29 protein-coding genes and 1 tRNA gene are annotated in these 25,490 nt (G+C 60.3%); 19 read left to right on the top strand and 11 right to left on the bottom strand.

All coding sequences use genetic code 11. From position 1 onward, the window contains the following. Positions 1-9 precede the first annotated feature (9 nt). From pepQ to CLH61_RS12500, 3 genes are all read right to left on the bottom strand, one after another. Positions 10-1,287, bottom strand: coding sequence for a Xaa-Pro dipeptidase (gene pepQ, locus CLH61_RS12510; RefSeq protein ID WP_211289118.1), 1,278 nt, complete (start codon positions 1,285-1,287; stop codon positions 10-12). 84 nt (positions 1,288-1,371) lie between these two features. Further along, positions 1,372-2,094 carry an LrgB family protein gene (locus CLH61_RS12505; protein ID WP_099615086.1) on the bottom strand — a complete coding sequence of 241 codons (723 nt, stop codon included), beginning with the start codon at positions 2,092-2,094 and terminating at the stop codon, positions 1,372-1,374. Continuing rightward, the gene (locus CLH61_RS12500; protein WP_099615085.1) at positions 2,087-2,452 is read right to left on the bottom strand and encodes a CidA/LrgA family protein; all 366 of its coding nucleotides are present in this window, start codon (positions 2,450-2,452) and stop codon (positions 2,087-2,089) included. Before CLH61_RS12500 ends, CLH61_RS12505 begins: the two co-directional genes overlap by 8 nt. Before the next feature lie 77 nt (positions 2,453-2,529). Between CLH61_RS12500 and CLH61_RS12495 the strand changes: the two genes are divergently transcribed. Both CLH61_RS12495 and CLH61_RS12490 read left to right on the top strand, forming a co-directional pair. Beyond that, entirely contained in the window at positions 2,530-3,069 is a 540-nt protein-coding gene (locus CLH61_RS12495) for a YaeQ family protein (RefSeq protein WP_099615084.1), read from the top strand. An 89-nt stretch (positions 3,070-3,158) separates the two neighbouring features. After that, positions 3,159-3,235: transfer RNA gene (locus CLH61_RS12490), tRNA-Arg, on the top strand. Positions 3,236-3,399: 164 nt separating this feature from the next. On the opposite strand, the gene CLH61_RS12485 is transcribed toward CLH61_RS12490, so the two are convergent. Together CLH61_RS12485 and CLH61_RS12480 are read right to left on the bottom strand one after the other, a co-directional pair. Further along, a complete protein-coding gene (locus CLH61_RS12485; RefSeq protein WP_099615083.1) occupies positions 3,400-3,942 on the bottom strand; it encodes a cysteine hydrolase family protein in 543 nt (180 codons plus the stop codon). A gap of 43 nt (positions 3,943-3,985) precedes the next feature. Then, a complete protein-coding gene (locus CLH61_RS12480; protein WP_099615082.1) occupies positions 3,986-4,864 on the bottom strand; it encodes an MBL fold metallo-hydrolase in 879 nt (292 codons plus the stop codon). 146 nt (positions 4,865-5,010) lie between these two features. Here CLH61_RS12480 and CLH61_RS12475 point away from each other — a divergent pair, with 146 nt between their 5' ends. Then, positions 5,011-5,964: a GlxA family transcriptional regulator gene (locus CLH61_RS12475; RefSeq protein ID WP_099615081.1), complete on the top strand. Its 954-nt coding sequence runs from the start codon at positions 5,011-5,013 to the stop codon at positions 5,962-5,964. A 25-nt stretch (positions 5,965-5,989) separates the two neighbouring features. Here the strand turns inward: CLH61_RS12475 and CLH61_RS12470 are convergent, their stop codons facing one another. Both CLH61_RS12470 and CLH61_RS12465 read right to left on the bottom strand, forming a co-directional pair. Beyond that, on the bottom strand, positions 5,990-7,126 hold the full coding sequence (locus CLH61_RS12470) for a putative sulfate/molybdate transporter (RefSeq protein ID WP_099615080.1): 1,137 nt from the start codon (positions 7,124-7,126) through the stop codon (positions 5,990-5,992). Between the two features lie 49 nt (positions 7,127-7,175). Beyond that, a complete protein-coding gene (locus CLH61_RS12465) occupies positions 7,176-8,060 on the bottom strand; it encodes a helix-turn-helix transcriptional regulator (protein WP_099615079.1) in 885 nt (294 codons plus the stop codon). A gap of 116 nt (positions 8,061-8,176) precedes the next feature. Here CLH61_RS12465 and CLH61_RS12460 point away from each other — a divergent pair, with 116 nt between their 5' ends. From CLH61_RS12460 to CLH61_RS12430, 7 genes are all read left to right on the top strand, one after another. After that, on the top strand, positions 8,177-8,875 hold the full coding sequence (locus tag CLH61_RS12460) for an ABC transporter permease (protein ID WP_099615078.1): 699 nt from the start codon (positions 8,177-8,179) through the stop codon (positions 8,873-8,875). Next, a complete protein-coding gene (locus tag CLH61_RS12455; RefSeq protein ID WP_099615077.1) occupies positions 8,872-9,615 on the top strand; it encodes an ATP-binding cassette domain-containing protein in 744 nt (247 codons plus the stop codon). The genes CLH61_RS12460 and CLH61_RS12455 overlap by 4 nt, the downstream gene beginning before the upstream one ends. Positions 9,616-9,678: 63 nt before the next feature. Continuing rightward, entirely contained in the window at positions 9,679-10,485 is an 807-nt protein-coding gene (locus CLH61_RS12450; protein WP_099615076.1) for an ABC transporter substrate-binding protein, read from the top strand. 183 nt (positions 10,486-10,668) lie between these two features. Then, the gene (locus CLH61_RS12445; RefSeq protein ID WP_099615075.1) at positions 10,669-11,538 is read left to right on the top strand and encodes a formate dehydrogenase accessory sulfurtransferase FdhD; all 870 of its coding nucleotides are present in this window, start codon (positions 10,669-10,671) and stop codon (positions 11,536-11,538) included. Continuing rightward, positions 11,531-12,118, top strand: coding sequence for a molybdenum cofactor guanylyltransferase MobA (gene mobA, locus CLH61_RS12440; RefSeq protein ID WP_099615074.1), 588 nt, complete (start codon positions 11,531-11,533; stop codon positions 12,116-12,118). Before CLH61_RS12445 ends, mobA begins: the two co-directional genes overlap by 8 nt. Then, a complete protein-coding gene (gene mobB, locus CLH61_RS12435) occupies positions 12,115-12,606 on the top strand; it encodes a molybdopterin-guanine dinucleotide biosynthesis protein B (protein WP_099615073.1) in 492 nt (163 codons plus the stop codon). The genes mobA and mobB overlap by 4 nt, the downstream gene beginning before the upstream one ends. Positions 12,607-12,677: 71 nt before the next feature. Further along, positions 12,678-13,925 (top strand): molybdopterin-binding protein, encoded by a 1,248-nt coding sequence (locus CLH61_RS12430; protein WP_099615224.1) that lies wholly within the window; start codon positions 12,678-12,680, stop codon positions 13,923-13,925. Here the strand turns inward: CLH61_RS12430 and CLH61_RS12425 are convergent, their stop codons facing one another. Genes CLH61_RS12425 through CLH61_RS12410 form a run of 4 tightly spaced genes read right to left on the bottom strand, consistent with a single transcriptional unit; the run spans position 13,926 to position 17,942 of the window. Then, complete coding sequence (locus tag CLH61_RS12425; protein ID WP_099615072.1) at positions 13,926-14,402, bottom strand: DUF6505 family protein; 477 nt, start codon at positions 14,400-14,402, stop codon at positions 13,926-13,928. It lies immediately after the preceding gene. Next, positions 14,399-15,103 carry a biotin/lipoate--protein ligase family protein gene (locus CLH61_RS12420; protein WP_099615071.1) on the bottom strand — a complete coding sequence of 235 codons (705 nt, stop codon included), beginning with the start codon at positions 15,101-15,103 and terminating at the stop codon, positions 14,399-14,401. The genes CLH61_RS12425 and CLH61_RS12420 overlap by 4 nt, the downstream gene beginning before the upstream one ends. Beyond that, the gene (locus tag CLH61_RS12415; protein ID WP_099615070.1) at positions 15,100-15,945 is read right to left on the bottom strand and encodes an Mrp/NBP35 family ATP-binding protein; all 846 of its coding nucleotides are present in this window, start codon (positions 15,943-15,945) and stop codon (positions 15,100-15,102) included. The genes CLH61_RS12420 and CLH61_RS12415 overlap by 4 nt, the downstream gene beginning before the upstream one ends. A 17-nt stretch (positions 15,946-15,962) precedes the next feature. Continuing rightward, positions 15,963-17,942, bottom strand: coding sequence for a 4Fe-4S binding protein (locus CLH61_RS12410; protein WP_099615069.1), 1,980 nt, complete (start codon positions 17,940-17,942; stop codon positions 15,963-15,965). Positions 17,943-18,083: 141 nt separating this feature from the next. Here CLH61_RS12410 and CLH61_RS12405 point away from each other — a divergent pair, with 141 nt between their 5' ends. The 9 genes from CLH61_RS12405 to CLH61_RS12370 all read left to right on the top strand — a co-directional run bounded on the left by CLH61_RS12405 (position 18,084) and on the right by CLH61_RS12370 (position 25,432). Further along, positions 18,084-18,662: a DUF3305 domain-containing protein gene (locus tag CLH61_RS12405; protein ID WP_099615068.1), complete on the top strand. Its 579-nt coding sequence runs from the start codon at positions 18,084-18,086 to the stop codon at positions 18,660-18,662. After that, positions 18,662-19,285, top strand: coding sequence for a DUF3306 domain-containing protein (locus CLH61_RS12400; protein ID WP_099615067.1), 624 nt, complete (start codon positions 18,662-18,664; stop codon positions 19,283-19,285). Before CLH61_RS12405 ends, CLH61_RS12400 begins: the two co-directional genes overlap by 1 nt. A gap of 92 nt (positions 19,286-19,377) precedes the next feature. Then, positions 19,378-19,989, top strand: a complete 612-nt coding sequence (locus CLH61_RS12395) for a TorD/DmsD family molecular chaperone (protein ID WP_099615066.1) — start codon at positions 19,378-19,380, stop codon at positions 19,987-19,989. A 41-nt stretch (positions 19,990-20,030) separates the two neighbouring features. After that, positions 20,031-20,219, top strand: coding sequence for a twin-arginine translocation signal domain-containing protein (locus CLH61_RS12390; RefSeq protein WP_099615065.1), 189 nt, complete (start codon positions 20,031-20,033; stop codon positions 20,217-20,219). A gap of 87 nt (positions 20,220-20,306) precedes the next feature. Continuing rightward, complete coding sequence (locus CLH61_RS12385; RefSeq protein WP_099615064.1) at positions 20,307-23,192, top strand: formate dehydrogenase subunit alpha; 2,886 nt, start codon at positions 20,307-20,309, stop codon at positions 23,190-23,192. A 15-nt stretch (positions 23,193-23,207) separates the two neighbouring features. Next, complete coding sequence (fdh3B, locus tag CLH61_RS12380) at positions 23,208-23,816, top strand: formate dehydrogenase FDH3 subunit beta (RefSeq protein WP_099615063.1); 609 nt, start codon at positions 23,208-23,210, stop codon at positions 23,814-23,816. A gap of 86 nt (positions 23,817-23,902) precedes the next feature. Beyond that, positions 23,903-25,075, top strand: coding sequence for a formate dehydrogenase subunit gamma (locus tag CLH61_RS12375; RefSeq protein WP_099615062.1), 1,173 nt, complete (start codon positions 23,903-23,905; stop codon positions 25,073-25,075). Continuing rightward, on the top strand, positions 25,072-25,197 hold the full coding sequence (locus tag CLH61_RS18635) for a hypothetical protein (protein WP_265734789.1): 126 nt from the start codon (positions 25,072-25,074) through the stop codon (positions 25,195-25,197). The genes CLH61_RS12375 and CLH61_RS18635 overlap by 4 nt, the downstream gene beginning before the upstream one ends. Next, positions 25,190-25,432, top strand: coding sequence for a sulfurtransferase TusA family protein (locus CLH61_RS12370; protein WP_099615061.1), 243 nt, complete (start codon positions 25,190-25,192; stop codon positions 25,430-25,432). Before CLH61_RS18635 ends, CLH61_RS12370 begins: the two co-directional genes overlap by 8 nt. The last annotated feature ends 58 nt before the right edge of the window (positions 25,433-25,490 follow it).

Genomic DNA, 25,490 nt, shown 5'->3' with positions numbered 1-25,490 from the left:
CGTCCGTTGTCAGCCGCCGGCCTCGCGGGTCAGGTTGCGCCCGCCTGCCGCTGTCACCACCACGTTGTCCTCAATGCGGATGCCGCCGCAGCCTTGCAACTCACGGATCAGCCCGGCATTCAGGTGCTTAGCCAGCGGCCCCGTCAGCAAGGGCTCCAGCAGCGAGGGAATGAAATACAGGCCAGGCTCAATCGTTACCACCATGCCCGGCTCCAGCGTCCGCGTTAGCCGCAGGAAAGGCGCATCCGCCGGTGGCGGCGCCGGCTTGCCTGCCACATCATGAACCTGAACCCCCAGAAAGTGACCAACGCCATGGGGGAAGAACGCCCGGGTAATGCCCTGCGCAACCATCGCGTCTTCATCCAGGCCACGGACCAGGCCGGCCGCCCCGAGCAGGGCCGCCAGGCCGAGATGGGCGCGGTGGTGCAGGTCCGGGTAGCTCACCCCCGGCGCCACCATTCCGCACAGTCGCTGCTGCAAATGATCAAGGCCGTGGATCAGCGCCGCAAAGCGGCCCTCACCCGGTCCCGCGGTGGTGCGGGTGATGTCCGAGCCATAGCCGCGGTACCTTACCCCGGCGTCTATCAGCAGGCTGCGGTGCCGTGCCGGGGCAACGGTATCGTAGTACTGGTAATGCAACGTGCCAGCGTGCGCATTGAGCCCGATGATGCTGTGATACGGGGCATCTGCCTCCCGCTGCCCGGTGGCCTGCTGGTAGGCCAGGCTGATGTCGAATTCACTACCACCGGCCAGAAAGACGTCCCGCGCCGCATTATGGCCCTGCAGGGCGACGCGACTGGCTTGCGTCAGACAGGCAATCTCGTAGGGGGTCTTGTGGACCCGGGTTTCCTCCAGGGCCGGCAACAGGGCTTGCGGGTTGTGATCCCCTGCCACCGCCGCAATGACCGCCGGATCGCCGATTACCGCCTGCCGCCCCGACCCGGGCAGGTCCGCCGGCAGTTGCTGATCCACGGTGCGCATATCGACACTCCCGTGCCAGGGCTCGTCCGCCAGGGTCAAGGTGGCGTGCCAGAAATCCACCGGCTGATAGAGCCAGAGCACCGGGCGCTGCCCGGGACGGACCAGCAACCAGCAGTGCTCTCGCCCCACCAGGCCGGTCCAGTGCAGGAAGGGGCCGTAGCCCTGGAAGTGCCAGGCCTGATCATCGCCGTAACGCAACGGCGCCGCCCCGGAGCTGATCAGCAGAGCGTCATAGCCGTGCGCAGCCATCGCCTGCTCGTAACGCTGCTGAAGGATTTGCAGGTGATCAACTTGCAGTCGGCCCAGCTGAGGATTCGTTAGAGAGTTCGGAAGTTGTGGGTCAGACACAGTAAGCCTCCGTCACAGAAAACGGTTTCAGGGCCGGCAGGATCAAAGGCGAAACGCCACGGGCAGAATCAGTGCGGTAAACACCCCCGTCAGCCCCATGCCCAGGGACGCAAAGGCACCCGCCGTCGGGCTGATCTCGAACGCCTTGGCCGTGCCGATGGCATGGCCGTTGATGCCAAGGGCAAAGCCCAGGATGCGGTCGTCGCGGATCGCCAGGCGACGGGCGATGAACTCCACAAACAGGGTGGCCACCACCCCGGTGATCAGCAAGCCCCCCATCATCAGCGACACCGACCCGCCCAGCTGCTCGGTGATGCCGATGGCAATCGGCGCGGTCACCGATTTGGGTGCCAGCGAGGCCAGTACCTCGGGGGACGCGCCCAGCAGCCGGGCAATCACAATGGCATAGACCGCCGCCATGGTTGCGGCAATGGGCAGGGTAATAAGAATGGGACGCCACAGGGCACGAATATGGTGCATCTGCTGGTACAGCGGCACCCCGAGGGCCACCGTCGCCGGGCCCAGCAGCACCGTCAGCCACTGGGCGCCGTTGCGGTAGTCGCGGAAATCCACCGCAAGCACCACCAGAGCCAGGCTCAGCAACACTGCGGCCAGCAGGACCGGCGGGCTCCAGATGGGCTGCCCGAGGCGCCGGAACAGCCAGCTGCCCGCCAGAAACGCTCCCAGGGTCAGCGCAATAGCCAGCACCGGGCTACTCGCCAGCAGGTCCGCCAGCAGCTGATAGCGCGTCGTCAGCTCACTCACCGGTACCCGCCTTTGGCCGCCCCGCCACCGCCCGCTGCATGACCCACAGCGTGGTCAGCACACTGAGGAAGGTACCCGCCAACAGGGCCAGCGCAATCGCCAGCCATTCGGAGGCGAACTGATCGGCCTGGAAAAACACACCCACCACCCCCGGCATGATCAGCAGCACCAGCACTGAAATCAGCGCCTGGCTGGCATTGGCCAGGCTGTCACTGATCGAACCACGCACCATCAGCAGCAGCGTCAGCAGGATCATGCCCAGCACACCACCACTGATCGGCAACGCCAGCATCACCCGTAACGCCTCACCGATCACAAAAAACGCCGTCAAAACCAGAAAACCGCGCAACATCACCATGCTGTTTTTCTCTGCTGATCCCCAATTGCATTACACTAGCCCAAATTCCCGGACCGACTCCAATGCAGGAAGGCCCCATGGCGCTAAAAGCAACCATCTTCAAAGCGACACTCAATATCGCCGACATGGACCGGCATTACTATGCCGACCACCACATGACGATCGCCCGTCATCCGTCGGAAACCGATGAGCGCATGATGATCCGCCTGCTCGCCTTCGCGCTTAACGCCAGTGACCAGCTGGAATTCACCAAGGGCCTGAGCACCGACGACGAGCCGGAATTATGGCAGAAGAGCCTGAGTGACGAGATTGAACTGTGGATTGAACTCGGCCTGCCCGATGAAAGCCGCCTGCGCAAAGCCTGCAACCGCTCGAAGCAGGTGATTCTGTACACCTATGGCGGCCGGGCGGTCCCGCTGTGGTGGGAAAAGCACCACAACAAGCTGACCCGCTTCCACAACCTCACTGTCATCAACCTGCCCCAGGATGCTACCACAGCCCTGGCCGCCATGGCCGAACGGACCATGACCCTGCAGTTCACCATCCAGGATGGCGAGGTTTCGGTAGGAAATGACCAGTCCCTGGTCAACCTCACCCCCGAAGGAATGTACCCGTAACGAAAAGGCTTCCACAGGGGCTGGACAGATTACCGCTGCACACGTAAGATTGCGCACTCGAAATTGACGCACAGCCGGCAACTTCGAATGCGCCCGTAGCTCAGCTGGATAGAGCGCTGCCCTCCGGAGGCAGAGGTCAGAGGTTCGAATCCTCTCGGGCGCGCCATATTCAAGAAGGACTTGCGTGAAAGCGCGGGTCCTTTTTTATGGCTGTGTCCATGCTATTTCGGCCACTTTATCGCCCGAGAAGCTTTGGCCTGGACACGACGACGTGGCTGTTCAGCGTTCCTGATTACCAGCGCAACAGAGCAGATCCAAAAGGTTATATCGTTACAGCTCATCCCCGGTGGACTGGATGCCCGCATAGGCAAACCCAAGAGCCGCCATAGCAGTGGCATGAACCTGTGCCGCTGGCACCGTCACACCATTGAATTCCAGATCCATCGTAGCGCAGGCATCCTCCAGTACCGTGACCTTGTAGCCAAAGTCCGACGCCGCGCGGCTGGTAGCCTCGATACACATGTGGCTCATGGCACCAATCACCACCACTTCCTCAATGCCGTTGGTTTCCAGCAACTCCTTGAGGTTGGTGTTCAAAAACGAGTTGGGATAGTTCTTCAGGATCACCGGCTCATCGCCACGGGGTGCCACTGATTCGTGAATTTGGACGCCATCAGTGCCCTGCGTAAAAAACGGTGCGTTCGGGTCCAGGGACTCATGGTGGACATGCACCAGCAGGTCTTTGTTCTGACGCGCCTTGGCTATGACCCGCGCTGCGTTGGCTGCAGCCTTTTCAATATTCACCAGCGGCAGTTTGCCGGAGGCGAAATATTCATTCTGGACATCAACAACAATAACGGCTCGCTTGCTCATTTGACTGCTCCTCTCTCGGTAGAGTGTTTCAGGTGCCTTCTGGTTAGAACGATAAAGTCTCGCCATCCGCCGGAATCGAAACCTGCTCGTCAATGCCTTCGTCCTGCACGAAATCGGCCAGTTCCTCACGGCTGAGGGTCATGTGGTTAACCGCATCCATGTGCACAGCTACGATGGAGGCCTCCGGTACGGCACGGTGTACCCGCAAAGTGTCTGCTTTACCCATGATGATCGGGTCGCCCGCAAAGCCGGTTAACTCCGCAGCGCCAGTGTTCAGCACAATAACTTCCGGACGGAAACGCTCCAGCGACTGCACCACTTCATCCCGCCATACGGTATCACCCACCACGTAGGTGGTTTTCTGGCCCTTTGCCTCGAAAACCACGCCCATCACCTCACCAAGCGCCCTGGCCAGTTCGGGAACGGCATAGAGAGTATCGGAACCGTGCTGACCGCCGGTTTTGTGCAGTGTCACGCCACCAAATTCCGCCGTGTCATCCAGAATGCGTACATCCTCGAAGCCTTGTGACCGGATAAGTTCCGCATCAGCCGGATGCTGGACGAACAAGGGGATGTCCTTCGGCAACAGCTTCTGAGCCGCATCGTCCCAGTGATCCAGGTGGGTGTGGGTCACAATCACTGCGTCCGTACCCATAACCACATCCGTCGCCGCCATCGGGAGCCCGACCAGCGGATTGCGCAGTTCACTGCGATAAGTGTTCTCAAAGCCCGGATAGGCACCTTGGTCCGCCAGCATGGGATCGATCAGAAACGTCGTTTCCCCGTAGGTGACCTTTACGGTGGCATTACGAATGTGCTGAATCTGCTGGATGGATTCCTGATCGCCGGATGCGGCGAAGGCACCGCCGGCCAGGACAACGGAAGCCAGCGCCAGAGTACCAGCGAAGGTTTTGATCAACATGGTGTTCATCCTCCAATAGAGTGTTTCGTTGACAGGATCAAGTTTAGGGTGGTGTGGCTAACACAAATACTGACCTGAAAGACAATCATCGAAACAATCGGGCCAAGCCGTTATCATTGGGCTAAATGAACCACAGGGACGATATCGTGGCATTACCCAGAGTCGGGTTGATCCTTCACCCGCAATTCAGCCCCTTCCACTTCTCGGTGCCCTACATGGTATTCAGCATTTCCCTGCCTGAAGGCCCGCTGTTCGAGTTATTGATTGTGGCGCCGGAGGGAAAGCCTCTGGAATCCGAGCGGGCAATGACTGTGCAGCCGGATGGCGGCCTGGAACTGTTGGATACGGTTGATATTGCGGTGGTGCCCGGCTGGCATGACCTGAGCGAAACACCACCGCCCGAATTGGCGGAAGCGCTGGTCCGCTGCAATGAGCGGGGCGCCCATGTAGTGGGCCTTTGTTACGGAACCTATGCCCTGGCCTATGCGGGTTTACTCAACAACAAGCGAGCATCAACCCACTGGCTGGCCGAGCAGGACTTTCTCGGGCGGTTCCCGGAGGTGAATCTGGATACTAACGCCCTCTACGTGGAGGACGACAGGCTGGTCACTTCCGCCGGAACGGCTGCCGGTCTGGATTGCTGCCTGTTTCTGGTGCGTGAGTATTACGGTGCGAGGACCGCCAACACCATTGCCCGTCTTATGGTGGTTCCGCCTCACCGGGAGGGCGGCCAGGCCCAGTTCATCGAGCAACCGGTAGCGATCTCCACCCAGGATGCCCACATCAACCGGCTTCTGGACTATTTGCGTGAAAGCCTCGCCGACACTCATACCATCGATGATCTGGCCGCTCGCACGTCCATGAGCCGGCGCACCTTCACGCGCCATTTTCAGAAGGCAACCGGCATGACGGTGGTGGAATGGCTGGTGAGTGAACGATTACGGCGAGGACGTGAGTTGCTGGAAACCACATCGTTGTCTGTCGAAGCCATTGCAGAACGGATCGGCTTCCATACAGCAACGTCGTTCCGTCAGCATTTCAAGCAACGTCACCACGTGAGTCCACGGGATTGGCGCAAGACGTTCGGTGAGATGACCTGACTTCCCAGCCGCCCTGCATTGCTTGCTAACCCTGCTGAGAACCTGTCCGCCCTCTACGCACCCAAGCCGCCCTCACCGTTTCCGCAGCCACCCCGCCCAATAGCCCGAACAGCGGATCGGCCCAGACAGTAACCAGTGCTGTTATTGCGATGACAGGCCAGCAAGACGGCTTGGCTGTCCAGAGACGTTTCGACGAAGCCAGCTCCACCGCGGCGACCAGCAACAAGGCGCCGAGCCCTGCCACCGGAATTGCCGCGATGACGGAAAGGCCGCCCGGTATCAGGGCAACCATGAGCAGAAAAATTCCCAGCATAACGGGTGCCAGGCCGGTCCGGGCCCCGAAGCGATAGTGCGCCGCCAGGCCACCTGCCCCGTGACACATGGGTAAGGCACCCAACGGCACCAGCAAGAGGTTGGCCAGGCCGGTACTCACCGAAAGCCGGGCTGGCGAAACGTGGTGGGATTGCTCACCGAAGTAATCCCCGGCCAATAACGCGGTAAGCAAGATGGCATTGGTTAGCGTGAGGGCCAGCTGGGGTAACACCAAAACGGCAAACCCTTGCTGCCAATCGTTTATGTCTGGCAGTTCAGGCAAGGCGAAGGTTACCGAGTCCGGCATATGAAAGCTGAGTCCCGGTGCCCCAATCACTGTGCCAAGGGCAACCGACACCGCAAGTCCGATCAGCGTCACCGGCAAATGCGGCCACAGTTTCAGGGTAACGACCAGTACCGCCAAGGTGACCAGGCCCACCGGCAGGGAGGCAGCCATCAACCCCAGGCTCATGTTGGCCAGCAAAAGCCCCAGCCCCAACTGAAGGCCGCTCAGCACTGAGCCGGGTACCAGACGGGACATCCGGTTAATCCATCCGGTTGAACCCAGCAGCAACAAGATGATCCCGATCAGCACGCCACTGGCCACCAGACTCTGGGAACTCACCTGGGCCGTCAGCAACAACGCGGCAACGGCTTTCATGGGCTGCACCGGTACTGGCAGGCGATAATACAGCCCCGTTGCAATATAGAATGCAGCAAAGCCCAACAGCACGGGCACCGGAGCCAGTCCTGCGACGGCTATAGCCCCAAGACTCAGCGGCAGCAGGGTGCCGATATCACCCAGCGACCCACTCAGTTCTTTTACCAGATCTTTTCGGGTTATGGGCATGCCGGCTCCTGATTCACCCGTCTATTTATTATTTTAGTATTGGCGCCGATCAGGCGTTATACACGACCCGTCCCAATTCACTGATGTCATAACCGCCCAGCGCCTCGGCGCGCTGGACAAAGCGCTCGCAACCGGCAAACGCCAGCAGCCGTTGCACGGCCGGTTCAAAATAATGGCGCCGGCGCATGGCCAGATCGAAATGCTCCTGCTGCAGCGGGATAAAGGCCAACCCCTGACGCCGCGCCGCAGCTTCGATCCCCACACCAACATCCGCTTCGCCCTGGCGGATGGCCAGGGCGAGGTCATCCTCGCTGAGTGACGGGTGGGCAGCCCAGGTGAGCTGCGAGGCATCGATGCGGTGGCGCGCAAGCAGACTCTGCAGCAAATGGCTGACACCGGCATCGGGCTGGCGATGCGCGAGACGTATGCCGGGACGGGCGATATCCTCAAGCCGTGCCAGTTGATGAGGGTTATCGGCGGCCAGCAGCAGCCCCTGCTGGCGCTTTGCCCAGCGGATCAGCACCAGGTCGCGCATCCCGCTCAGCCCCAATGTGGCAGGATCATTGTAGCGCTGGCTTTCAGCATGCCAGATGTGCGTACCGGCGAGCAGAGCACGCCCGTCGATCAGTCTTTGTACGCCATCACCGCTGCCCTGACACAGCAAAGCCAGTTCCGCATTACTCTCCTTCACCGCCCACTCCAGCAACGGGTCCTGGCTGCCCGCCAGTACCGGCGGGGTCGGAGAGCTGACGGCGTCGTCACCCTCCAGATGGTTCATCAACCACAGGTCGATACGCTGACGTGGAAACAACAGTTTTCCTGTCACCCGCACACAGGGAATAACGCCCTGACTGACCAGGTCGTAGATTTTGCGCTCTTTCAGGCGCAGATACTCGGCGGCCTCGGCCGTGGTGAGGTAAGTAGGAAGGGGCATCGCGCTCTCCTGCCGTCCGGTAAAGCACCAGACTGTTTTTGGCTGCATATTTTTCAGCAGGCTGTGCAAAGCGTAGCCAGAAACGCCACGATGCTCAATAACAAGGAGACGCAGCTGTGGAAAATAATGCGTTCTATGTGGCGTTATCGTTACTGGTAAACCTCGACGCCTCGCTGTTTCAGATCGTGGTGCTTTCGCTGCAGGTGTCGCTTCTGGCGGTACTGATTGCAGCTGTGCTTGGCTTTCCACTCGGTGCCGCCGTGGCACTGTGGCGCTTCCCCGGGCGCGGCGGGGTGATTGTCGTGCTCAATGCCCTGATGGGGCTGCCCCCGGTGGTGGCCGGGCTCATGGTGTATCTGCTGCTCTCCCGCGCAGGGCCGCTGGGTGAACTGGGGTTCCTGTTTACACCGGGTGCCATGGTCATTGCCCAGGTGGTCCTGGTGTTGCCAATCCTGGCCGCACTCTCGCGCCAGAAGGTGGAAGAGATGCTGGGGGAGTACCGGGAACAGTTTGTTTCACTGGGTATGTCACGGGGACGCATGATGCCGACCCTGTTGTGGGATGCCCGCTTTGCGCTGTTGACCGTCCTGCTTGCCGGCTTTGGACGCGCCAGTGCCGAAGTGGGCGCGGTAATGATGGTAGGCGGCAACATAGACGGGGTTACCCGAGTGATGACGACCGCCATCGTGCTGGAAACCGGCAAGGGCAACCTGCCGCTGGCACTGGGACTGGGCATTGTGCTGCTGACGCTGGTCATGCTGATTAATGCAGGCGCCTATTGGGTCGGTGAACGGACCAGGAGGCGGGCCGGATGACTTCACTGAACGCCTCCCTCCTCGCCTCCTCGGCGGTTATGCCGCCACCAGCGCTGTGCTTTGAAGGCGTTGCCTTCAGCCACGAGGATAAGCTGCTGCTGGGCCCCTGCTCGTTCACCCTGGATGGCATCGGGCCTACCCTGGTAATGGGGCCAAACGGCGCAGGTAAGAGCCTGCTGCTGCGGCTGGCGCACGGTTTGCTCTCCCCTACGGAAGGAAAAATCGCCTGGTCAGGTGAAGGTCGCCCGCGCCAGGCGATGGTGTTCCAGCAACCGGTGTTGTTGCGTCGCTCCGCCGTCGCCAACCTGATTCACGCACTGGCAGTGAATAACATCCCGCGCAGAGTACGTTCGAAGCTGGCACTTGACGCGCTCGAGCGGTTTGGCCTGTCAGCCTGCGCCAACAAACCCGCCCGGGTACTTTCCGGCGGCCAGCAACAGCGCCTGGCACTGGCGCGCGCCTGGGTACTTTCACCCCAGGTGCTGTTCCTGGATGAGCCCACCTCCGCGCTTGACCCGGCGGCCATCAAAGCCGTAGAGGCCGCGGTACGCGAATTTCACCAGCGGGGAACCCGCATCGTGATGACCACCCACGATATCCATCAGGCCAGGCGCCTTGCCGGCGATGTCCTGTTTCTCTCGGGTGGAAAAGTCCGCGAACACACCCCCGCAGAAGCCTTTTTTAACACCCCCGTCTCACCAGAGGCGCAGGCGTTTGTTGCCGGTGAACTGGTCGAGTAGTCCGGCGCTGATGACGTTGCCGTTGCCCAATGGATGCCCTTACCCAAAAATGGAAAAAACAAGATGAAAAAGACCTTAAACCTGGTACTCGCAGGCGTGACCGCCATGGGCCTGGCGCTCAGTGCCCACGCCGAAGACTACATCACCCTGGCCTCGACAACTTCCACCGAGAACTCGGGACTTTTTGGCGCTATTTTACCGAAGTTTGAAGAAGCCACCGGTATCGAGGTGCGAGTGGTTGCGGTGGGTACCGGACAGGCGTTTGAGCTCGCCCGTCGCGGCGACGCCGATAGCCTGCTGGTGCACGACACCGCCGGCGAACAGCGGTTCATCGAGAACGGCTATGCCACCGAGCGTGCTGATGTGATGTACAACGACTTTGTTCTGATTGGCCCTGCGGATGACCCTGCAAATGTCCGTGACGCGAAAAGTGCAGCCGAAGCATTCGCGGCTATCGCCAAAGCCGAGGCACCGTTCACTTCACGGGGTGATGACAGCGGCACCAATCGCGCCGAGCTGCGCCTGTGGGAGAACGCCGGCGTCGAACCGGACGGCGAATGGTACCGTGAACTGGGCAGCGGCATGGGTCCCACGCTCAACACCGCCGCCGCCATGGATGCGTATGTGATGTCGGATCGCGCCACCTGGGTGGCATTCGGCAACCGTCAGAACCTGACACTGCTTTTTGAAGGCGACAATGTGCTGTTCAACCAGTACGGCAGCCTGCTGCTCTCCGAGGAGAAGCATCCTCACCTCAAGCACGACCTGGCCACGCAATGGCACAACTGGCTGATCTCCGAGGATGGCCAACAAGCCATTGCCGACTTCAAGGTGAACGGACAACAGCTGTTTTTCCCGAACGCGAAGTAGGTCTACTGAGTGGTAAACCACTAAACGACTCCTCGTTTTCCCTGACCAATAAAAAACCCCAGCAATGTTGGGGTTTTTTATTGCCGACAAGCAGCTGTTTTTCCCGAATGCCAAATAGGCTAATCTCTGACAATCTCCGTAACTCTTCCACTCTACGGTGTGCATGAAAGGGCTATAACAAAAATGACGATTGATCCCCTGCTTCCCGACCCCAAAGATCCTCGGCTGTCCCGCGCAGTGGAGGGCATTGACGAAACCGGTGAGGGTAAATCGATCAGCGTGATCGAAGAGCGCCCCCTGACCATCTACCTGAACAGCCAGGAGATTGTCACGGCCATGACCATTGGCGATCACCCGGAGTACCTGGCCCTTGGCTTTCTGCTGAACCAGGGCATGCTGAAAGAGACGGACCAGGTCACCGGGATCGATTACGACGAAGAACTGGAAGTCGCGGTGGTGCGCACCGCCAGCGTCACAGACGTCGAAGACAAACTGGAAAAGAAAACCCGCACCTCCGGCTGCGCTGTCGGCACCGTTTTCGGTGACATGATGGCAGGCCTTGAGGGGCTGTCATTGCCGGATACACCGGTGCACACCAGCACCTTTTACGATCTCTCCTACCAGATCAACCATACGCCCAGCCTGTATATGGAAACCGGTGCCATTCACGGCACTGCGTTGTGCCAGGGCCGCCGGATCCTGGCCTATATGGAGGATGTCGGGCGCCACAACGCCGTCGACAAGATCGCAGGCTGGATGCACCAGAACAACATCGCTGCGGCCGACAAAGTACTGTACACCACGGGCCGTCTGACCTCCGAAATGGTGATCAAAACCTCCCTGATGGGCATCCCGACCCTGATCAGCCGGTCCGGTTTCACTGCCTGGGGCGTCGATATCGCCCGGCAGGTCGGGTTGACGCTGATCGGGCGGATGCGGGGCAGGAAATTTACCTGCCTCAGCGGCCAGCACCGCCTGGTGTTCGATCAGGACCTGTCGCAGGTTCCGGAGGAAGACAAAAAAATGCGCAGAAAAGGGGCAGAACATGACTGAGTGCGCCGTCATCCTGGCCGGTGGCCAGGCCAACCGCATGGGCGGTGGCGATAAAGGCAGACTGATGTTGGGCGACAGGTCCCTGATCCAGCGCGTCATCGATCGGATCACGCCACAGGTGGACGCCGTGGTATTGAATGCGAACGGGGACCTGAACCGGTTTGATGACCTCGGACTACCGGTGGTGGCCGACTCGGTCCCAGACTATGCCGGCCCCCTGGCCGGCGTGCTGGCAGGGATGGACTGGGCTGCCGAGCAGGGCCATGACTGGCTGATCAGCGTCGCCGCCGATACCCCCTCATTTCCGCTGGACCTGGTGGAACGGTTGTCCCGATACGACACCCCGGTGGTGCTGGCAGCGACACCGGACCCGGAGCGTGGCCGGGTGCCACAACCAACCTTTGGCCGTTGGCAGGTCTCGCTGCGGCATGAGCTGAGAGCCGCGCTGAACGACGGGGTGCGAAAGATCCGCCAGTGGACACAGGCTCAGGGTGAAACACTGGTCATCTTTGATGAGGGCGACTTTTTCAATATTAATACGCCGGAAGACCTGGCTTGGGCGGAGCAGCATCTGAAATGAACGTTATCGGCATCGTGGGCTGGAAAAACTCAGGAAAAACCACTCTGGCCAGCGCAGTGATTCGTGAGTTATCCGCCAGAGGGTTAACCGTCAACTCGATCAAGCATGCCCATCACCTGGTGGATGTAGATCAACCCGGAACAGACAGCTACAAACATCGCAAGGCCGGTGCCCGGGAAGTCATCCTGGCCGGTGGTCAGCGCTTCGCCATCATGCACGAGCTCCGGGGCGCCAAAGAGCCGACACTGGATGAGTTGCTGACCCGGCTGGGTCCCTGCGACTGGGTGGTGGTGGAGGGATTCAAGACCCATGCGCATCCCAAAATTGAAGTGCACCGGCGGGATAGCTCGCACGACCCGCTTTATCCGCAGGACGCCAGCATTGTTGCAGTGGCAGCGGACTATGCCGCAGATTTTGCGGGCCCGGTTTTCGACCTGAACAACGTACCCGCAATCACTGACTTTATTCTGACGCGTGAACAGTCATGAACGGTACTATCGATAATAAAAGCATCAAGAATGAAGGCACCAGGAGCGAGCGCACCGGTAACGGGAGCAGCATGAAACCGCTTCGCAACGACTGCTTTGCCCTGCCCCCCGGGGTGAACTGGACGCCGGTGGACGAAGCCCTGGAGCGGTTACGTTCACGCTTGCATCCGGTGGTGGCCGTGGAGCGTGACGTCCCGCTGTCGCAGCTGAATGGCCGGATACTGGCCAGCGATGTCCACGCGCCACGAGCCCACCCCCCCAGCAGCAATTCCGCGGTTGATGGCTACGCGTTTGCGGGACCGTTGACCGAGGTGCCTTGCGCCCTGCCGCTGGTGGATGGCCGCAGTGCCGCCGGTGAACCGTACCGGGACCGGGTTCCCGCGGGCCACGCGATCCGCATCCTGACCGGTGCAGTGATGCCGGCCGGCACCGACACGGTGGTCCTGGAAGAGGATTGCGAGGTCATTGATGGCCAGCTGCACCTGAACGGCACGCTGAAGGCGGGAGCCAATCGACGCCTGGCCGGCGAGGACATCCAGGCCCAGGACCGGATTCTCTCGGCGGGTACCCGCCTGACCCCTACCCAGATTTCGGTACTCGCCAGTGTCGGGGTCGAGTCCGTCGATGTCTATCAGCGGCTTCGTGTCGGCGTACTGTCTACGGGTGATGAAGTGAAGCCGGTGGGCTCCCCGGTCACCGACTGGCAGATCTACGATGCCAACCGCCCGATGCTGAGCGCCCTGGTCACGCAGCTGGGCTACGAACTGGTCGACCTGGGCCATGCACTGGACCGGGCCGAAGACGTCACAGCGGCACTGGAGCGTGGCGCAGAGCAATGCGATCTGATCCTCACCAGTGGCGGTGTTTCCGCCGGAGACGAGGACCATGTGTCGAAAACCCTGAAAGCCCATGGCGAGATCAGCAACTGGCGCATCGCGATCAAGCCGGGGCGCCCGCTGGCGCTGGCCATGTTCAAAGGCACGCCTGTGGTGGGGTTGCCGGGCAATCCGGTTGCCGCCTGGGTTTGCGCGCTACGATTTGGTGCGCCCGCCATGGCGCTGCTGGCAGGGGCCGAATGGTTCGAACCCCAGGGCTATTTCGTACCTGCCAACTTTTCCAAGAACAAGAAGCCGGGACGCAGCGAGATGCTGCGGGCCCGGGTTCGTGACGGGCAAGTTGAGGTGTTCGGTTCGGAAGGCTCGGGCCGGGTCACCGGTCTGGCCTGGTCCGAGGGGCTGGTGGACCTGGACGAGAGTGCCCGGCAGATCGAGCCGGGAACCCCGGTGCGGTTCATTCCCTACGGCAGCTTCGGGTTGTAATCAATCGACGCTGCCGTGCACCGCAAAGGCCTCCAGCGAGGCATCCTGCGGGGCGCTGGAACGGTAGGTTTCCTCGACACCAAGCTCGGTCAGCCTGCGGCTGACCATCAGCAGGGTGTTGTCCTCGAAGTCCTCACACATGGTTCGCATCTGGTCGATTTCTTCGCAGGCGACGGGATAGGCCGCGTCGATATCCGGCGCGCCGTAAATCTCGACAAAGGTTTGCGCCAGGGTCCTGCGCAACTGCTCCAGTTCGGCTTCGGTGATATCGCAAACACCCACAAAACTGGCGCGGCCGCCAGACTCAATACTGTACCAACCGTTGCTGAACGCCTGGCGGGCCTTGCCTTTCAGGTCCGCTTCGGTCCAGTTGGAAAATTCGAACCCGCCGGAAATAGCCCACTCACCGCTGGGGGCAGGGTTTTCAAAGACGTTTTCATCGGATACATCCAGTCGCAGGGTTCGCGCCAGTTTCATAGGTGCTCCGCAAATTTAATCAGACTCAGGGTCTCGGTCATGACCCCCTCACGCAACAGCATGCGGCCTTTTTCATCCAGCCCGACAAAGAGTCCGGGCCTGGGGTAGTCGATCATTTTACCCAGGGTGTCACAGCGTGGCCGCCACTCGTTATGTACCCGCTCGAACCCGCTGTCCATGAAATAGGTCAGCCACAACAGGGTGTGCTTGGACCAGCTCTCCAACAGCGCGATGGGCGTAATATCGACGCAGCCTTCCTCATACAGACAGGTTTGATTCGGGTTCTCGCCCGGCTCGCCGCTCGCAGGAATAAAAGGCACATCAATACCGATGACCAGCCAGTCGGGATGCGCATCGGGATCCGACACATTTGCCGCAAAGCGGACGCTGCCGCAGACCGCACCATTCACCTTGATGCGATCAGGCCACTGGAAATGCACAGGCACTTCCGGCGGGGCAAGCGCGCCCAGACTCTCGGCCAGGCCGACCTGGGCCACATAGACGGCCAGAATCGCCTCTTCCAGGGGTGTTTCCGGCGCCAGCACCAGAGCCGCGCGCAGGGCGTCCGGCGCCTCCGAGTAGAAAATCGTTCCCGAGTCGACTCCGGCGATAGCGCGGCTGACCGCCTTATCGAAAGGATCCGTATGCCTGGACACCACTTCGCCTGTGAGCAACGGCGGAAACCGGGGTGACTGGATCATCGGATGGCCCGGGCGTAGACGTCAGAGGCGATAATTTCATCGGCGATGCGCTGGAAAGCCTTCGCCTGCGGGCTATCCGGCTTCGACACCACAATCGGCACGCCGCCGTCCGAGCCAACCCGGATATCCAGATCCAGCGGAATCTCCCCCAGGAAGGGTGCGCCAAGCTTTTCCGCCTCGGCCCGGGCGCCGCCGTGCCCGAACGGATGGTGTTCTTTGCCGCATCCGTCACAGACAAACGAGGCCATGTTTTCAATCAGGCCAAACAGTGGCACCTCCATCCTGTTGAACATGTCGATGCCCTTGCGGGCGTCCATCAGGGCAATGTCCTGGGGCGTCGAGACCACAACGGCGCCGGCAACGAAGAATTTCTGGCTCAGGGTCATCTGCACGTCACCGGTACCCGGAGGAAGATCTACCAGCAAAACGTCCAGCCTGCCCCAATCCACCTGGTTCATCATCTGTTGCAGGGCACCCATCAGCATCGGCCCGCGCCAGACAATGGCCTCGTCTTCCGGAGCCATCAGGCCAAGGGACATCAGGGTTACCCCGTGATTGCGCAACGGCAGGATGGTGTGGCCATCCGGGCTGGACGGGCGACCTGAAACACCCAGCATGCGGGGCTGGCTGGGGCCGTAGACATCGGCATCCAACAGGCCGACTTTCAGGCCTTTCGAGGCCAGCGCGACCGCCAGGTTCGACGCTACCGTGGACTTGCCCACCCCACCCTTGCCCGAGGCGATGGCAATGATGCGATCAATGCCCCGCGGATTTTTGTCCTGTGGCCGGGGCGCGTCGGTACCAATCAGGTTGGCCTTTCCTACTTCGGTGTATTGAACCATGTTGTATCCTGTTTGGTTTAGCTGTCCAGATAGTCGTCACTGGTGCGAACCCGGGGGCGCTCGCCCCCTGCCATGGGTGCGTTATCCCCGTGGTACTGGGCCTTGATCCGACAGTCGTCGCACATCTTGATGAGCTGGACGTTGTCTGATTTGGTATACATCCAGTGCTGGTTTTCCAGTTTTTCAACGATTCGGTTGATGGTACTGGCAACCCCGAAAGGCTTGCCACACTGGATACATTCGAACGGGTCCTCGCCATGCAAGGGCCTGGCACTCAGCGCGTCCTTCGACAGGTCCAGCTGGGGCGTCAGCGTAATGGCCGTTTCGGGGCAGGTATTCTGGCAGATACCGCACTGCACGCAGGCGTTCTCGGTGAACCGAACCTCGGGCCGGTCCGGATGGTCGCCGAGGGCGCCGGTGGGACACAGCGACACGCAGGCCAGACAGAGCGTGCATTTATCGGAGTTGATCTCGATCGCGCCGTACGGTGCGCCCACTGGCAACGGGATCGGCGCCGCAATGCTGTCCGCCATCGCCGTGGCGGTGACCCGTGTGATGTCACGGCGGCCGCCAACCAGCAGAACCGGTTCACTTACCCGCCCGGCATTGTCGCCGGCGGCGCAAAGCTCGATGGCTTCGATAATCCGGACCCTGCTCGGGGAGTTATGGGTGCCCGCAAGCATGGCCCGGGCCAGCTCAACTTCGGCAGTAACCGTCCGGCGGTCGATCTCGTTGTCCGCCAGAATCAGTACTTCGGCATAGCCTGCTCCGAATGCGGCCATGATCTCGGCATGGCCGATCCGGTCGATATGCTCCAGCCCCAGGGGGATCAGGTCGTCCGCCAACCCTTCGTCATAGCGGGCCAGGTAGGCGATGGCCTCAGCCCCCGCAGCCAGGGTGTGAAAGACCAGCCGTGGGGCTTCATTGGTATGTTCACGGTAGACCCGGGCCATCACTTCCAGGTTTCGGGTGATGGCCTCGAAGGAGGTCTCGTTCATGGTGATTGCAGACGTCGGGCAAACTGCCGTGCAGGACCCGCAACCGGCACAGATATCCGAATCGATCTGGATATGTTCGCCGGCAGAGAAAATGGCCTCGGTGCAGCATACGTCCAGGCAACGGGTACAACCCGGCTGGTTGGCCCGGGAATGGGCACACAGGGATTCTTCCAGCCGGAAATACACGGTCTTCTCGAACTCGCCAACCAGCTCCCTTGCGGTCAGGGCAATGCGCTCAAGCTCCCCGGTCCTGGCCGGGTCGGCCCAGAAGTAGCCGTTACGTTTCTCGTGGCTGGGGAATGCCGGCCCCATGCCGCGCAGGTCGATAAAGATGTCACATTCACTGCGGGCGGTGGCTTTCGCCTCGCCATAACCGGGCTCGCCACGACCCGCGGGGTTCAGCGTCTGCAGCTGGGAAAACTCCAGTTTGAAGTTACCCAGCGCGCCATTTGCTGTTGTCAGTTTCCCCCTCGCCACGTCGTAACCGGCGGAGGGCAGCTGTATGGGCCCCGCATCATTCACGATGCAGGTGACACCCAGCTCGTCCTGCACCAGCTCCGCCATCCGGACGGCCTGCTCGGTGGGGCCGACAATGCAGCAGACACCGTTGGAGTGAATGGTTTTCACTGGCGCCATGGGCGCCGGTAACTGGGCGGCCGCCATCAGGGCGGCCTGTTTGGCATGCAGCCGCTTCGGGTTGGCGTGCGGTGCGCTCCAGCCCGCGCGATCCCGGATGTCAATGGAACTCAGGGGCGCGGAGTGCTGGATTTCAGCCTGGATCTCCTCGCCCAGACGCTCGAACAGCGCCGCCTGCTGACCACAGGCGATGAGCACATCGCGACTGCCCGCCAGGTGCTCGGCTGCCGTTTTCATATCCTTGCCGCACAGTTGATCCACCACGACCACCTGCTCAGCCGCCGCTGCCGTCTGCAGCGCCTCGGGATCAAAGGACTGTGTTCTATCGCAGGTGCATAACAGTAGGGTCTTGGATGCCGTCATCAGGAATTTGACTCTTTCGTTGTTGTTATACGTAGACGTATCGGTCTAGCCTTTCGAGCATGCCACAGCCATTTACTTAAGGACAATTGGATAATTGTTCGGGCCCTGCTAGCTTTAAGCAAGAACAATAAGAGAAATGCCATGAGTAGTCGTACAGAACTTTGGAAACGGGAGTTACAGGTTGGTGCCGTCGTTCGCCGCTCGCCCGGGGTAACCCGCTGGGCGAAGGAGGTGTGGAAGCCTGTAGCCGTCATTCCGGGAGCTCCGGAGGCGTTCTGGAAAGAGCTGGTTCGCGAGGGCGAGGTGGTCGATTACCACGCGGGCACAGTGCCCATGGAATTGTTCCGCGCCGATGTGGAAGGCTATCTGGTATCCCTGAATATGGCCGTTCCGTCAGTCTGGGTTGTAATGGACAAGGATCAGACCGGTCAGTCTCCGTCGGGCTGGGTGGTCAGCGCCGTTACCGCCAGTGCCCATGAGGCGCTGGATTCTCTGGACAGCGGAGAGAGTATTGTCGAACCCGTACCGATTCCCGAGTCGCTGGCGGCCTGGATCAAGGAATTCATCGACATGCACTATATCGAGGAGCCGTTCAAGAAACGCCGTCGTAATGAAGTCGCTGTCGACACCGTAGAGGACGGCAAAGGGGATCCGCGGATTCGCCAGGAGAGTGACGTCTACCGCGCCCCTTCCAATATCAAGAAACCGAGTGTTCACTAATGGCTGAGTCACGTCTGCAGCGCTGGGCGCGCATAAAGGCCGAGGCGGGCAAACAGGCCGAATCTCTCCCTCCTCAGGGCAATGATCCCGAGCCTTCCCCCGAGGAACGGGAACTCCTCATCAATGAAACCCTGCCCGAGCGTGAGGTACTGGAGAAGTACGGCCTGCCCGACCCGGATACCCTTGAACTGGGTGCGGACGTCACAGGCTTCATGCGCAAAGAAATTCCCGAATTATTGCGCCGCAAGGCGCTACGGGCATTGTGGAAAACCAACCCGGTGCTGGCCGTGCTGGACGGCCTTAATGACTACGATGAAGACTACACCGATGCCGCTTTTGCCGCCAAAAGCGTGAACACCCTGTATAAAGTGGGACAGGGTATGTTCGATAAGAAAGCCCGTCGTGATGAACAGGACGTAGTTCAGATCGAAAACCCGGCCGAGGCGCCGGACGCTAACGCCCCCGAACCGGAACAGGCAGCCCTTGCCGACGCCGGGAGTGAACCGGAGCGTGAAGCGCCGCTCGAAGTCCCGATCAGCAATCAATCTGTCGAGTCTGCCTCTGCCAAAGCCGGGGTGGAGCCGGAGCCGCGCTATCGCCCGCGAATGCGCTTTGACACCTAGAACCCGGCAGCACTGTTGCACCGGACACCGGTTAAGACTATAACTTAAAATTAATTGTTCGAAAGTTGCACAACAATTCTAAGGAACAAGGCTTGGCTAACACCGCAGAACTTCAATGCCCTCGCTCAATCTCTGAAGAGGACCGCGCGAGGGCCCGGATCTATCAATTGCTGGCTGTCTTGCTGGGCGGTCCACCTTCGAGTGAGCTGCTCAAAGGGCTGGCTTCCTTGCCGGGTGACGACACCCCTTTGGGCTCCGCCTACAAGAACCTGGCTGCCCTTGCCCAACGCACCACCTCCCGTGACGCCGAACGGGAATTCAACAACCTCTTCATCGGCGTTGGCCGTGGTGAGCTGTTGCCCTATGCCAGTTATTACCTGACCGGCTTCCTGAACGAGAAGCCGCTCGCGGATTTGCGTACCGACCTGATGGCCCGGGGCATCAAGGCCAGTGAGGGCGTCAAGGAACCGGAAGACCATATCAGCACGCTGTGTGAAATCATGGCGGGCATCATTACCGGCGAGTTCGCGAGCGACAGCGATCTTTCGTCACAAAAAGCCTTTTTTGACGCACACATGGCAAAGTGGGCGGCGTTGTTTTTTACCGATCTGGAAGGAGCGCAAAGCGCAGTCTTCTACGCGCCTGTGGGCTCGCTGGGGCGAGCGTTCATGGCCATAGAGGCTGATGCCTTTGCAATTCAATAACCGGGATCGACCCGATCCCCTAACTCAGGTGGAGGAGTCCGATGGACAACCCGAAGCGTGACAACAGCCGTCGCCGTTTCCTGCAAATGGCCGCAGCCGCAGCTCCGGCTGCCGTTGCAATGGCCGTTGCACCAAACGCCGCAGCCGAGGTGGTTAAAGAGACCCCCAAAAGCAGCGGTTTGCGTGACACGGAGCACACACGTAAATATTTCGAATCGGCTCGCTTTTGAGGACGCGTGAATCATTCAAGGTTGCGTGATGCCCTTGAATGATCACACCTCCGGAAAAACGAGAATAAAAAGAGAGAGGTAGGTGACATGTTACGGAAGAAGACCAACGGGGTAGCGAAAGGCTCCCGTGCGGGATCTTTACTTTCATCCCTCGCTGCCAAAACCATGGACCGTCGTGGTTTTCTGGCGGCCTCCGGTGTAACAGTGGGTGGCCTGGCGGCGTTGTCGCTGACGTCGGGGCGGGTTCAAGCTGCGACCCCGTCGACCGAAGGCGGGGAAGTCGTTCTTAAAAAAACCGTGTGTACCCACTGCTCGGTTGGCTGCACGGTGGTGGCAGAAGTCCAGAATGGCACCTGGACCGGCCAGGAGCCGGGCTGGGACAGCCCGTTCAACCTTGGCTCCCATTGCGCCAAAGGCGCTTCGGTACGTGAGCATGCCCACGGCGAACGTCGCCTCAAGTACCCCATGAAAATGGTCGACGGCCAGTGGCAGAAGATCTCCTGGGACGAAGCGATCAATGAAATCGGCGACAAGATGTTGCAGATCCGCGAAGAGAGCGGCCCAGATTCGGTGTATTGGCTGGGCAGTGCGAAGTTCAGCAACGAACAGGCCTATCTCTTCCGCAAATTCGCGGCCTACTGGGGCACCAATAACGTCGATCACCAGGCCCGGATCTGCCACTCAACCACGGTCGCCGGCGTAGCCAATACCTGGGGCTACGGGGCGATGACCAACTCCTACAACGACATCCACAACTCCAAGGCCATTTTCATTATCGGGGGCAACCCGGCCGAGGCGCACCCGGTGTCGCTGTTGCACGTACTGAAGGCCAAGGAAGAAAACAACGCGCCGCTCATCGTATGCGATCCGCGCTTCACCCGGACCGCCGCCCATGCGGATGAGTATGTGCGCTTCCGGCCAGGCTCAGACGTGGCGCTGGTCTGGGGCATTCTCTGGCACATCTTCGAAAACGGCTGGGAAGACAAAGAGTTTATCCGTACCCGGGTGTACGGCATGGACGACATCCGCAAGGAAGTAGAACGCTGGAATCCCGAGGAGGTCGAGCGTGTAACCGGCACTCCGGGAGCACAACTTGAGCGCGTTGCCCGGACCCTGGTCAACAACCGCCCCGGAACGGTCATCTGGTGCATGGGTGGCACCCAGCACTCCAATGGCAACAACAACACCCGCGCTTACTGCATCCTGCAGCTGGCATTGGGCAACATGGGTGTGGCTGGCGGCGGCACCAACATCTTCCGCGGTCACGACAACGTTCAGGGTGCTACCGACCTCGGCGTCCTGGCCGATACCCTGCCCGGCTACTATGGCCTGGCGGCAGGCTCCTGGGCACACTGGGCACGGGTGTGGGAGGAAGACTTCGACTGGCTGAAGGGCCGCTTTGCCGTGTGGGACAAGAACGGCAAATCCAGAGCCATGATGAACGAGAAGGGCATCCCGGTATCCCGCTGGATCGACGGTGTTCTGGAAGCCAAGGAAAACCTCGAACAGCCCGACAATACCCGGGCGATGGTGCTGTGGGGCCACGCGCCCAACTCCCAGACCCGCATGCTCGAGATGAAAGAAGCCATGGAGAAGCTGGACCTGCTGGTCGTGGTGGATCCTTTCCCCACCGTTTCAGCAGTGCTGCACGACCGCAAGGACGGCGCCTACCTGCTGCCCGCCACCACCCAGTTCGAAACCTCGGGCTCGGTGACCGCCTCCAATCGGTCGCTCCAGTGGCGTGAAAAGGTTGTCGAGCCGCTGTTTGATTCCAAGGTTGATCACGAAATCATGAAGCTGTTTGCGGACAAGTTCGGTTTCACCGACCGCATGTTCCGCAACATTGCCATTGAAGGCAACGAGCCGTCGGTTGAAGACATCACTCGCGAATTCAATCGCGGCATGTGGACCATCGGCTACACCGGTCAATCGCCCGAGCGCCTCAAAAAGCACATGGCCAACCAGCACCACTTCGACAAGACCACCTTGCGTGCGGTCGGTGGCCCCTGCGATGGTGATACCTATGGTCTCCCCTGGCCTTGCTGGGGTACGCCGGAGATGAATCATCCGGGAACGCACGTGCTGTACGATATGTCAGTGCCGGTGTCGAAGGGTGGCCTCACCTTCCGGGCCCGCTTCGGTGTCGAGCATAACGGCAACAACCTGCTGGCCGATGGGGTGTACTCGAAAGACTCCGGAATCAAGGACGGCTACCCCGAGTTCACCATGCAGATGCTAATGGACCTGGGCTGGGATAAGGACCTGACGGCCGAAGAGCGTGCCAGCATTGATGCAGTGGCAGGCCCCGAGACCAACTGGAAAACGGACCTGTCCGGCGGTATCCAGCGGGTGGCAATCAAGCACGAGTGTGCGCCCTTTGGTAACGCAAAGGCCCGCGCCATCGTCTGGAACTTCCCGGATCCGGTGCCGCTGCACCGCGAGCCGCTCTACACCAATCGCCGTGACCTGGTGGCAGACTACCCGACCTACGCGGACAAGACGTTCTGGCGGGTGCCGACCCTCTACGAGTCCATTCAGAAGAAGGACTTCAGCAAGGACTTCCCCATCATTCTGACCTCGGGCCGACTGGTGGAATACGAAGGTGGCGGTGACGAGACGCGGTCAAACCCCTGGCTGGCGGAGCTGCAGCAAGACATGTTCATTGAGGTGAATCCGCGTGACGCGAATAACCTCAATATCCGTGACGGCAACGACGTCTGGGTTTCCGGCCCCGAGGGCGCTCGAATCAAAGTGAAGGCCATGGTTACCGAAAGGGTTGGAGAGGGCGTAGCCTTCATGCCATTCCACTTCGGCGGGCACCTGGAAGGAAAGGACCTGAGGGACAAGTACCCCAAAGGCTCCGATCCCTACGTACTGGGTGAATCCACTAACACCGTTCAGACATACGGGTACGACTCGGTCACGCAGATGCAAGAGACCAAGTGCACCCTGTGTGCAATCGAACCAGCATAACAAGAGGTGTAGACCATGGCACTTGAAGGACAAGCAAGAGCAAAATTCCTTTGCGACGCCGAGCGCTGCATCGAATGTAATGCCTGCGTAACGGCCTGTAAAAACGAGCACGAAGTTCCCTGGGGCATCAATCGTCGCCGCGTGGTAACCATCGAAGATGGCAAGCCGGGCGAGCGGTCGATCTCGGTAGCCTGCATGCACTGTTCAGACGCGCCTTGCATGGCCGTCTGTCCGGTGGACTGCTTCTACCAGACCGAGGACGGCATCGTGCTGCATTCCAAGGATCTGTGTATCGGTTGTGGGTATTGTTTTTATGCTTGCCCGTTCGGCGCGCCCCAGTTCCCGCAAGCGGGCAACTTTGGCAGCCGGGGCAAGATGGACAAATGCACGTTCTGTGCAGGCGGTCCTGAAGAAGACCACTCGGCAGCCGAATTTTCCAAGTATGGACGTAACCGCATTGCGGAGGGCAAATTGCCACTCTGTGCGGAAATGTGCTCGACCAAAGCCCTGTTGGCCGGTGATGGCAACGAGGTGGCGGACATTTATCGCCAGCGTGTGGTGAACCGTGGTTTCGGTTCCGGCGCATGGGGATGGGGCACGGCCTACGAGAAGAAGGGTGCATAAGCCAGTCTGAGTGTTCCGGGGCCCCTCCGGCCCCGGAATCCACTGAGGCAACGAATTCTTCTTGTTGATTCCGTTGGAGTGCTCACATGAACTTTAAATTATTGGGTGCAGCGGTCGTTGCACTGACGGTACTGGCGTTCAGCCCTGCATGGGCGGAAGAGGCCCCTGCGGTTGACCGGACAGCGACCGGGGGCGCGCAAACCCTTGAAGATATCCTGCGCCGCCAGGAACAGTTGAAGGTCGACGAGTCCTTTCGGTCTGAAAACCTGGGCGACCCTGCCAGGGCGGCACCGATGACTGATCAACTCGGCACCCGGGGCGGAGTCTCGGATGCCGAGGTGTGGCGCTCTATCCGCTATAACAAAATTGATCCCACCGTTCAGTCACCCGGCCCCGCCAATGGCGTGATGATCCAGGATGAAGGCATTGCCTGGTACAAGTTGCGGGAAGGACCGGTCATCACCTACGGCGGCTTGGCCCTGCTGGGCATCGTCGTCCTGCTTGTGGTGTTCTACTTCGTTCGCGGCAAGATCATGATCGATGGCGGCCCCGCAGGCACGACCATTGAACGTTTCAAGGCCATCGAACGCTTCGGCCACTGGTTGTTGGCGGGCTCATTTATCGCGCTCGGTTTAACGGGGCTGATCACCCTGATGGGGCGCAGTTTCCTGATCCCTGTTATCGGGGCTGACGCCTTTGCGCCGCTGGCTGCCGGGTCCAAGTGGCTTCACAACAACATTGCCTGGGCCTTTATGCTGGGCCTTGTCATGACGTTTGTGATGTGGGTGACACACAACATCCCCAGCAAGCTGGATTGGCAGTGGATCAAGGCAGGCGGCGGGATTTTTACCAAGTCCCATCCTCCGGCCAAGAAGTTCAACGCCGGTCAGAAGATCATTTTCTGGACCGTCATGCTGTTGGGCGTCTCCGTGTCCCTGTCCGGGCTGTCGCTGCTGTTCCCGTTCCAGATGCCGATGTTTGCCGACACTTTTGGCCTCATCAACAGCATTCTGGGCACCAGTCTCCCGACTGACCTGGCACCGCACCAGGAGATGCAGTACGCCAACATCTGGCATTCGATCGTGGCGTTCGTGATGATGGTGGCCATCATCGCCCACATCTATATCGGTACGGTCGGTATGGAAGGTGCGTTCGATGCCATGGGCAACGGTCAGGTTGATATCGAGTGGGCACGCCAGCACCACGACCTCTGGGTCGCCGAGGTCGAAGCCAGGCAAGGCAAAGGAGGCTCATCATGAAGGTTATGATTGGCGCCTTTGTCGCAGCCTTGGTGATTGCCTCTCTCGCCCCGGTCGTTCTGAGCCAGTTTGGCTGGTCCTCAGCGGAACAGGCCATCAGTGAGAGCGTGCGCCTTGACTGATCAGTCCGGGGTATACCAGATCGACGCCGTCGGTCTGGTGTGCCCGCTGCCGATTTTGCGGTTCAAGAAACGCACCCAAGGGTTACCCAGCGGGACACAGGTCGAGTTCCTTGCCGACGACCCCAGCGGCCGCCGGGATCTACAGGTGCTGTGTGAGCTGACCGGTCACCGGATTGAATGGATCCGGGAGGAGGAGGAGGCGGGCGTCGTTCGTTATCGGATCTGTCTGGCATAGCTTTCAGAAGCGCCCCGGCTCAGGTGGAGCGCTTCCGAAGTATCAGGTAACTGGCTTG

It is taken from the genome of Marinobacter profundi (genome assembly GCF_002744715.1).
In the GTDB taxonomy this organism is placed as follows: domain Bacteria; phylum Pseudomonadota; class Gammaproteobacteria; order Pseudomonadales; family Oleiphilaceae; genus Marinobacter; species Marinobacter profundi.
Note: the sequence above shows the minus strand (reverse complement) of the source record. Positions and strands in the feature narration are given on the sequence as shown.

Bases quoted from the DNA above. Each gene is read 5' to 3' on its own strand.
- mobA (WP_099615074.1), top strand. From the start codon at position 11,531: ATGACTGAGTGCGCCGTCATCCTGGCCGGTGGCCAGGCCAACCGCATG.
- CLH61_RS12375 (WP_099615062.1), top strand. From the start codon at position 23,903: ATGAACTTTAAATTATTGGGTGCAGCGGTCGTTGCACTGACGGTACTG.
- CLH61_RS12500 (WP_099615085.1), bottom strand. From the start codon at position 2,452: ATGGTGATGTTGCGCGGTTTTCTGGTTTTGACGGCGTTTTTTGTGATC.
- CLH61_RS12385 (WP_099615064.1), top strand. From the start codon at position 20,307: ATGTTACGGAAGAAGACCAACGGGGTAGCGAAAGGCTCCCGTGCGGGA.
- CLH61_RS12425 (WP_099615072.1), bottom strand. From the start codon at position 14,402: ATGAAACTGGCGCGAACCCTGCGACTGGATGTATCCGATGAAAACGTC.
- CLH61_RS12465 (WP_099615079.1), bottom strand. From the start codon at position 8,060: ATGCCCCTTCCTACTTACCTCACCACGGCCGAGGCCGCCGAGTATCTG.
- CLH61_RS12430 (WP_099615224.1), top strand. From the start codon at position 12,678: ATGAAACCGCTTCGCAACGACTGCTTTGCCCTGCCCCCCGGGGTGAAC.
- CLH61_RS12450 (WP_099615076.1), top strand. From the start codon at position 9,679: ATGAAAAAGACCTTAAACCTGGTACTCGCAGGCGTGACCGCCATGGGC.
- CLH61_RS12455 (WP_099615077.1), top strand. From the start codon at position 8,872: ATGACTTCACTGAACGCCTCCCTCCTCGCCTCCTCGGCGGTTATGCCG.
- CLH61_RS12445 (WP_099615075.1), top strand. From the start codon at position 10,669: ATGACGATTGATCCCCTGCTTCCCGACCCCAAAGATCCTCGGCTGTCC.
- CLH61_RS12470 (WP_099615080.1), bottom strand. From the start codon at position 7,126: ATGCCCATAACCCGAAAAGATCTGGTAAAAGAACTGAGTGGGTCGCTG.
- CLH61_RS12480 (WP_099615082.1), bottom strand. From the start codon at position 4,864: ATGTTGATCAAAACCTTCGCTGGTACTCTGGCGCTGGCTTCCGTTGTC.
- CLH61_RS18635 (WP_265734789.1), top strand. From the start codon at position 25,072: ATGAAGGTTATGATTGGCGCCTTTGTCGCAGCCTTGGTGATTGCCTCT.
- CLH61_RS12485 (WP_099615083.1), bottom strand. From the start codon at position 3,942: ATGAGCAAGCGAGCCGTTATTGTTGTTGATGTCCAGAATGAATATTTC.
- fdh3B (WP_099615063.1), top strand. From the start codon at position 23,208: ATGGCACTTGAAGGACAAGCAAGAGCAAAATTCCTTTGCGACGCCGAG.
- CLH61_RS12390 (WP_099615065.1), top strand. From the start codon at position 20,031: ATGGACAACCCGAAGCGTGACAACAGCCGTCGCCGTTTCCTGCAAATG.
- mobB (WP_099615073.1), top strand. From the start codon at position 12,115: ATGAACGTTATCGGCATCGTGGGCTGGAAAAACTCAGGAAAAACCACT.
- CLH61_RS12420 (WP_099615071.1), bottom strand. From the start codon at position 15,103: ATGATCCAGTCACCCCGGTTTCCGCCGTTGCTCACAGGCGAAGTGGTG.
- CLH61_RS12400 (WP_099615067.1), top strand. From the start codon at position 18,662: ATGGCTGAGTCACGTCTGCAGCGCTGGGCGCGCATAAAGGCCGAGGCG.
- CLH61_RS12415 (WP_099615070.1), bottom strand. From the start codon at position 15,945: ATGGTTCAATACACCGAAGTAGGAAAGGCCAACCTGATTGGTACCGAC.
- CLH61_RS12410 (WP_099615069.1), bottom strand. From the start codon at position 17,942: ATGACGGCATCCAAGACCCTACTGTTATGCACCTGCGATAGAACACAG.
- CLH61_RS12405 (WP_099615068.1), top strand. From the start codon at position 18,084: ATGAGTAGTCGTACAGAACTTTGGAAACGGGAGTTACAGGTTGGTGCC.
- CLH61_RS12495 (WP_099615084.1), top strand. From the start codon at position 2,530: ATGGCGCTAAAAGCAACCATCTTCAAAGCGACACTCAATATCGCCGAC.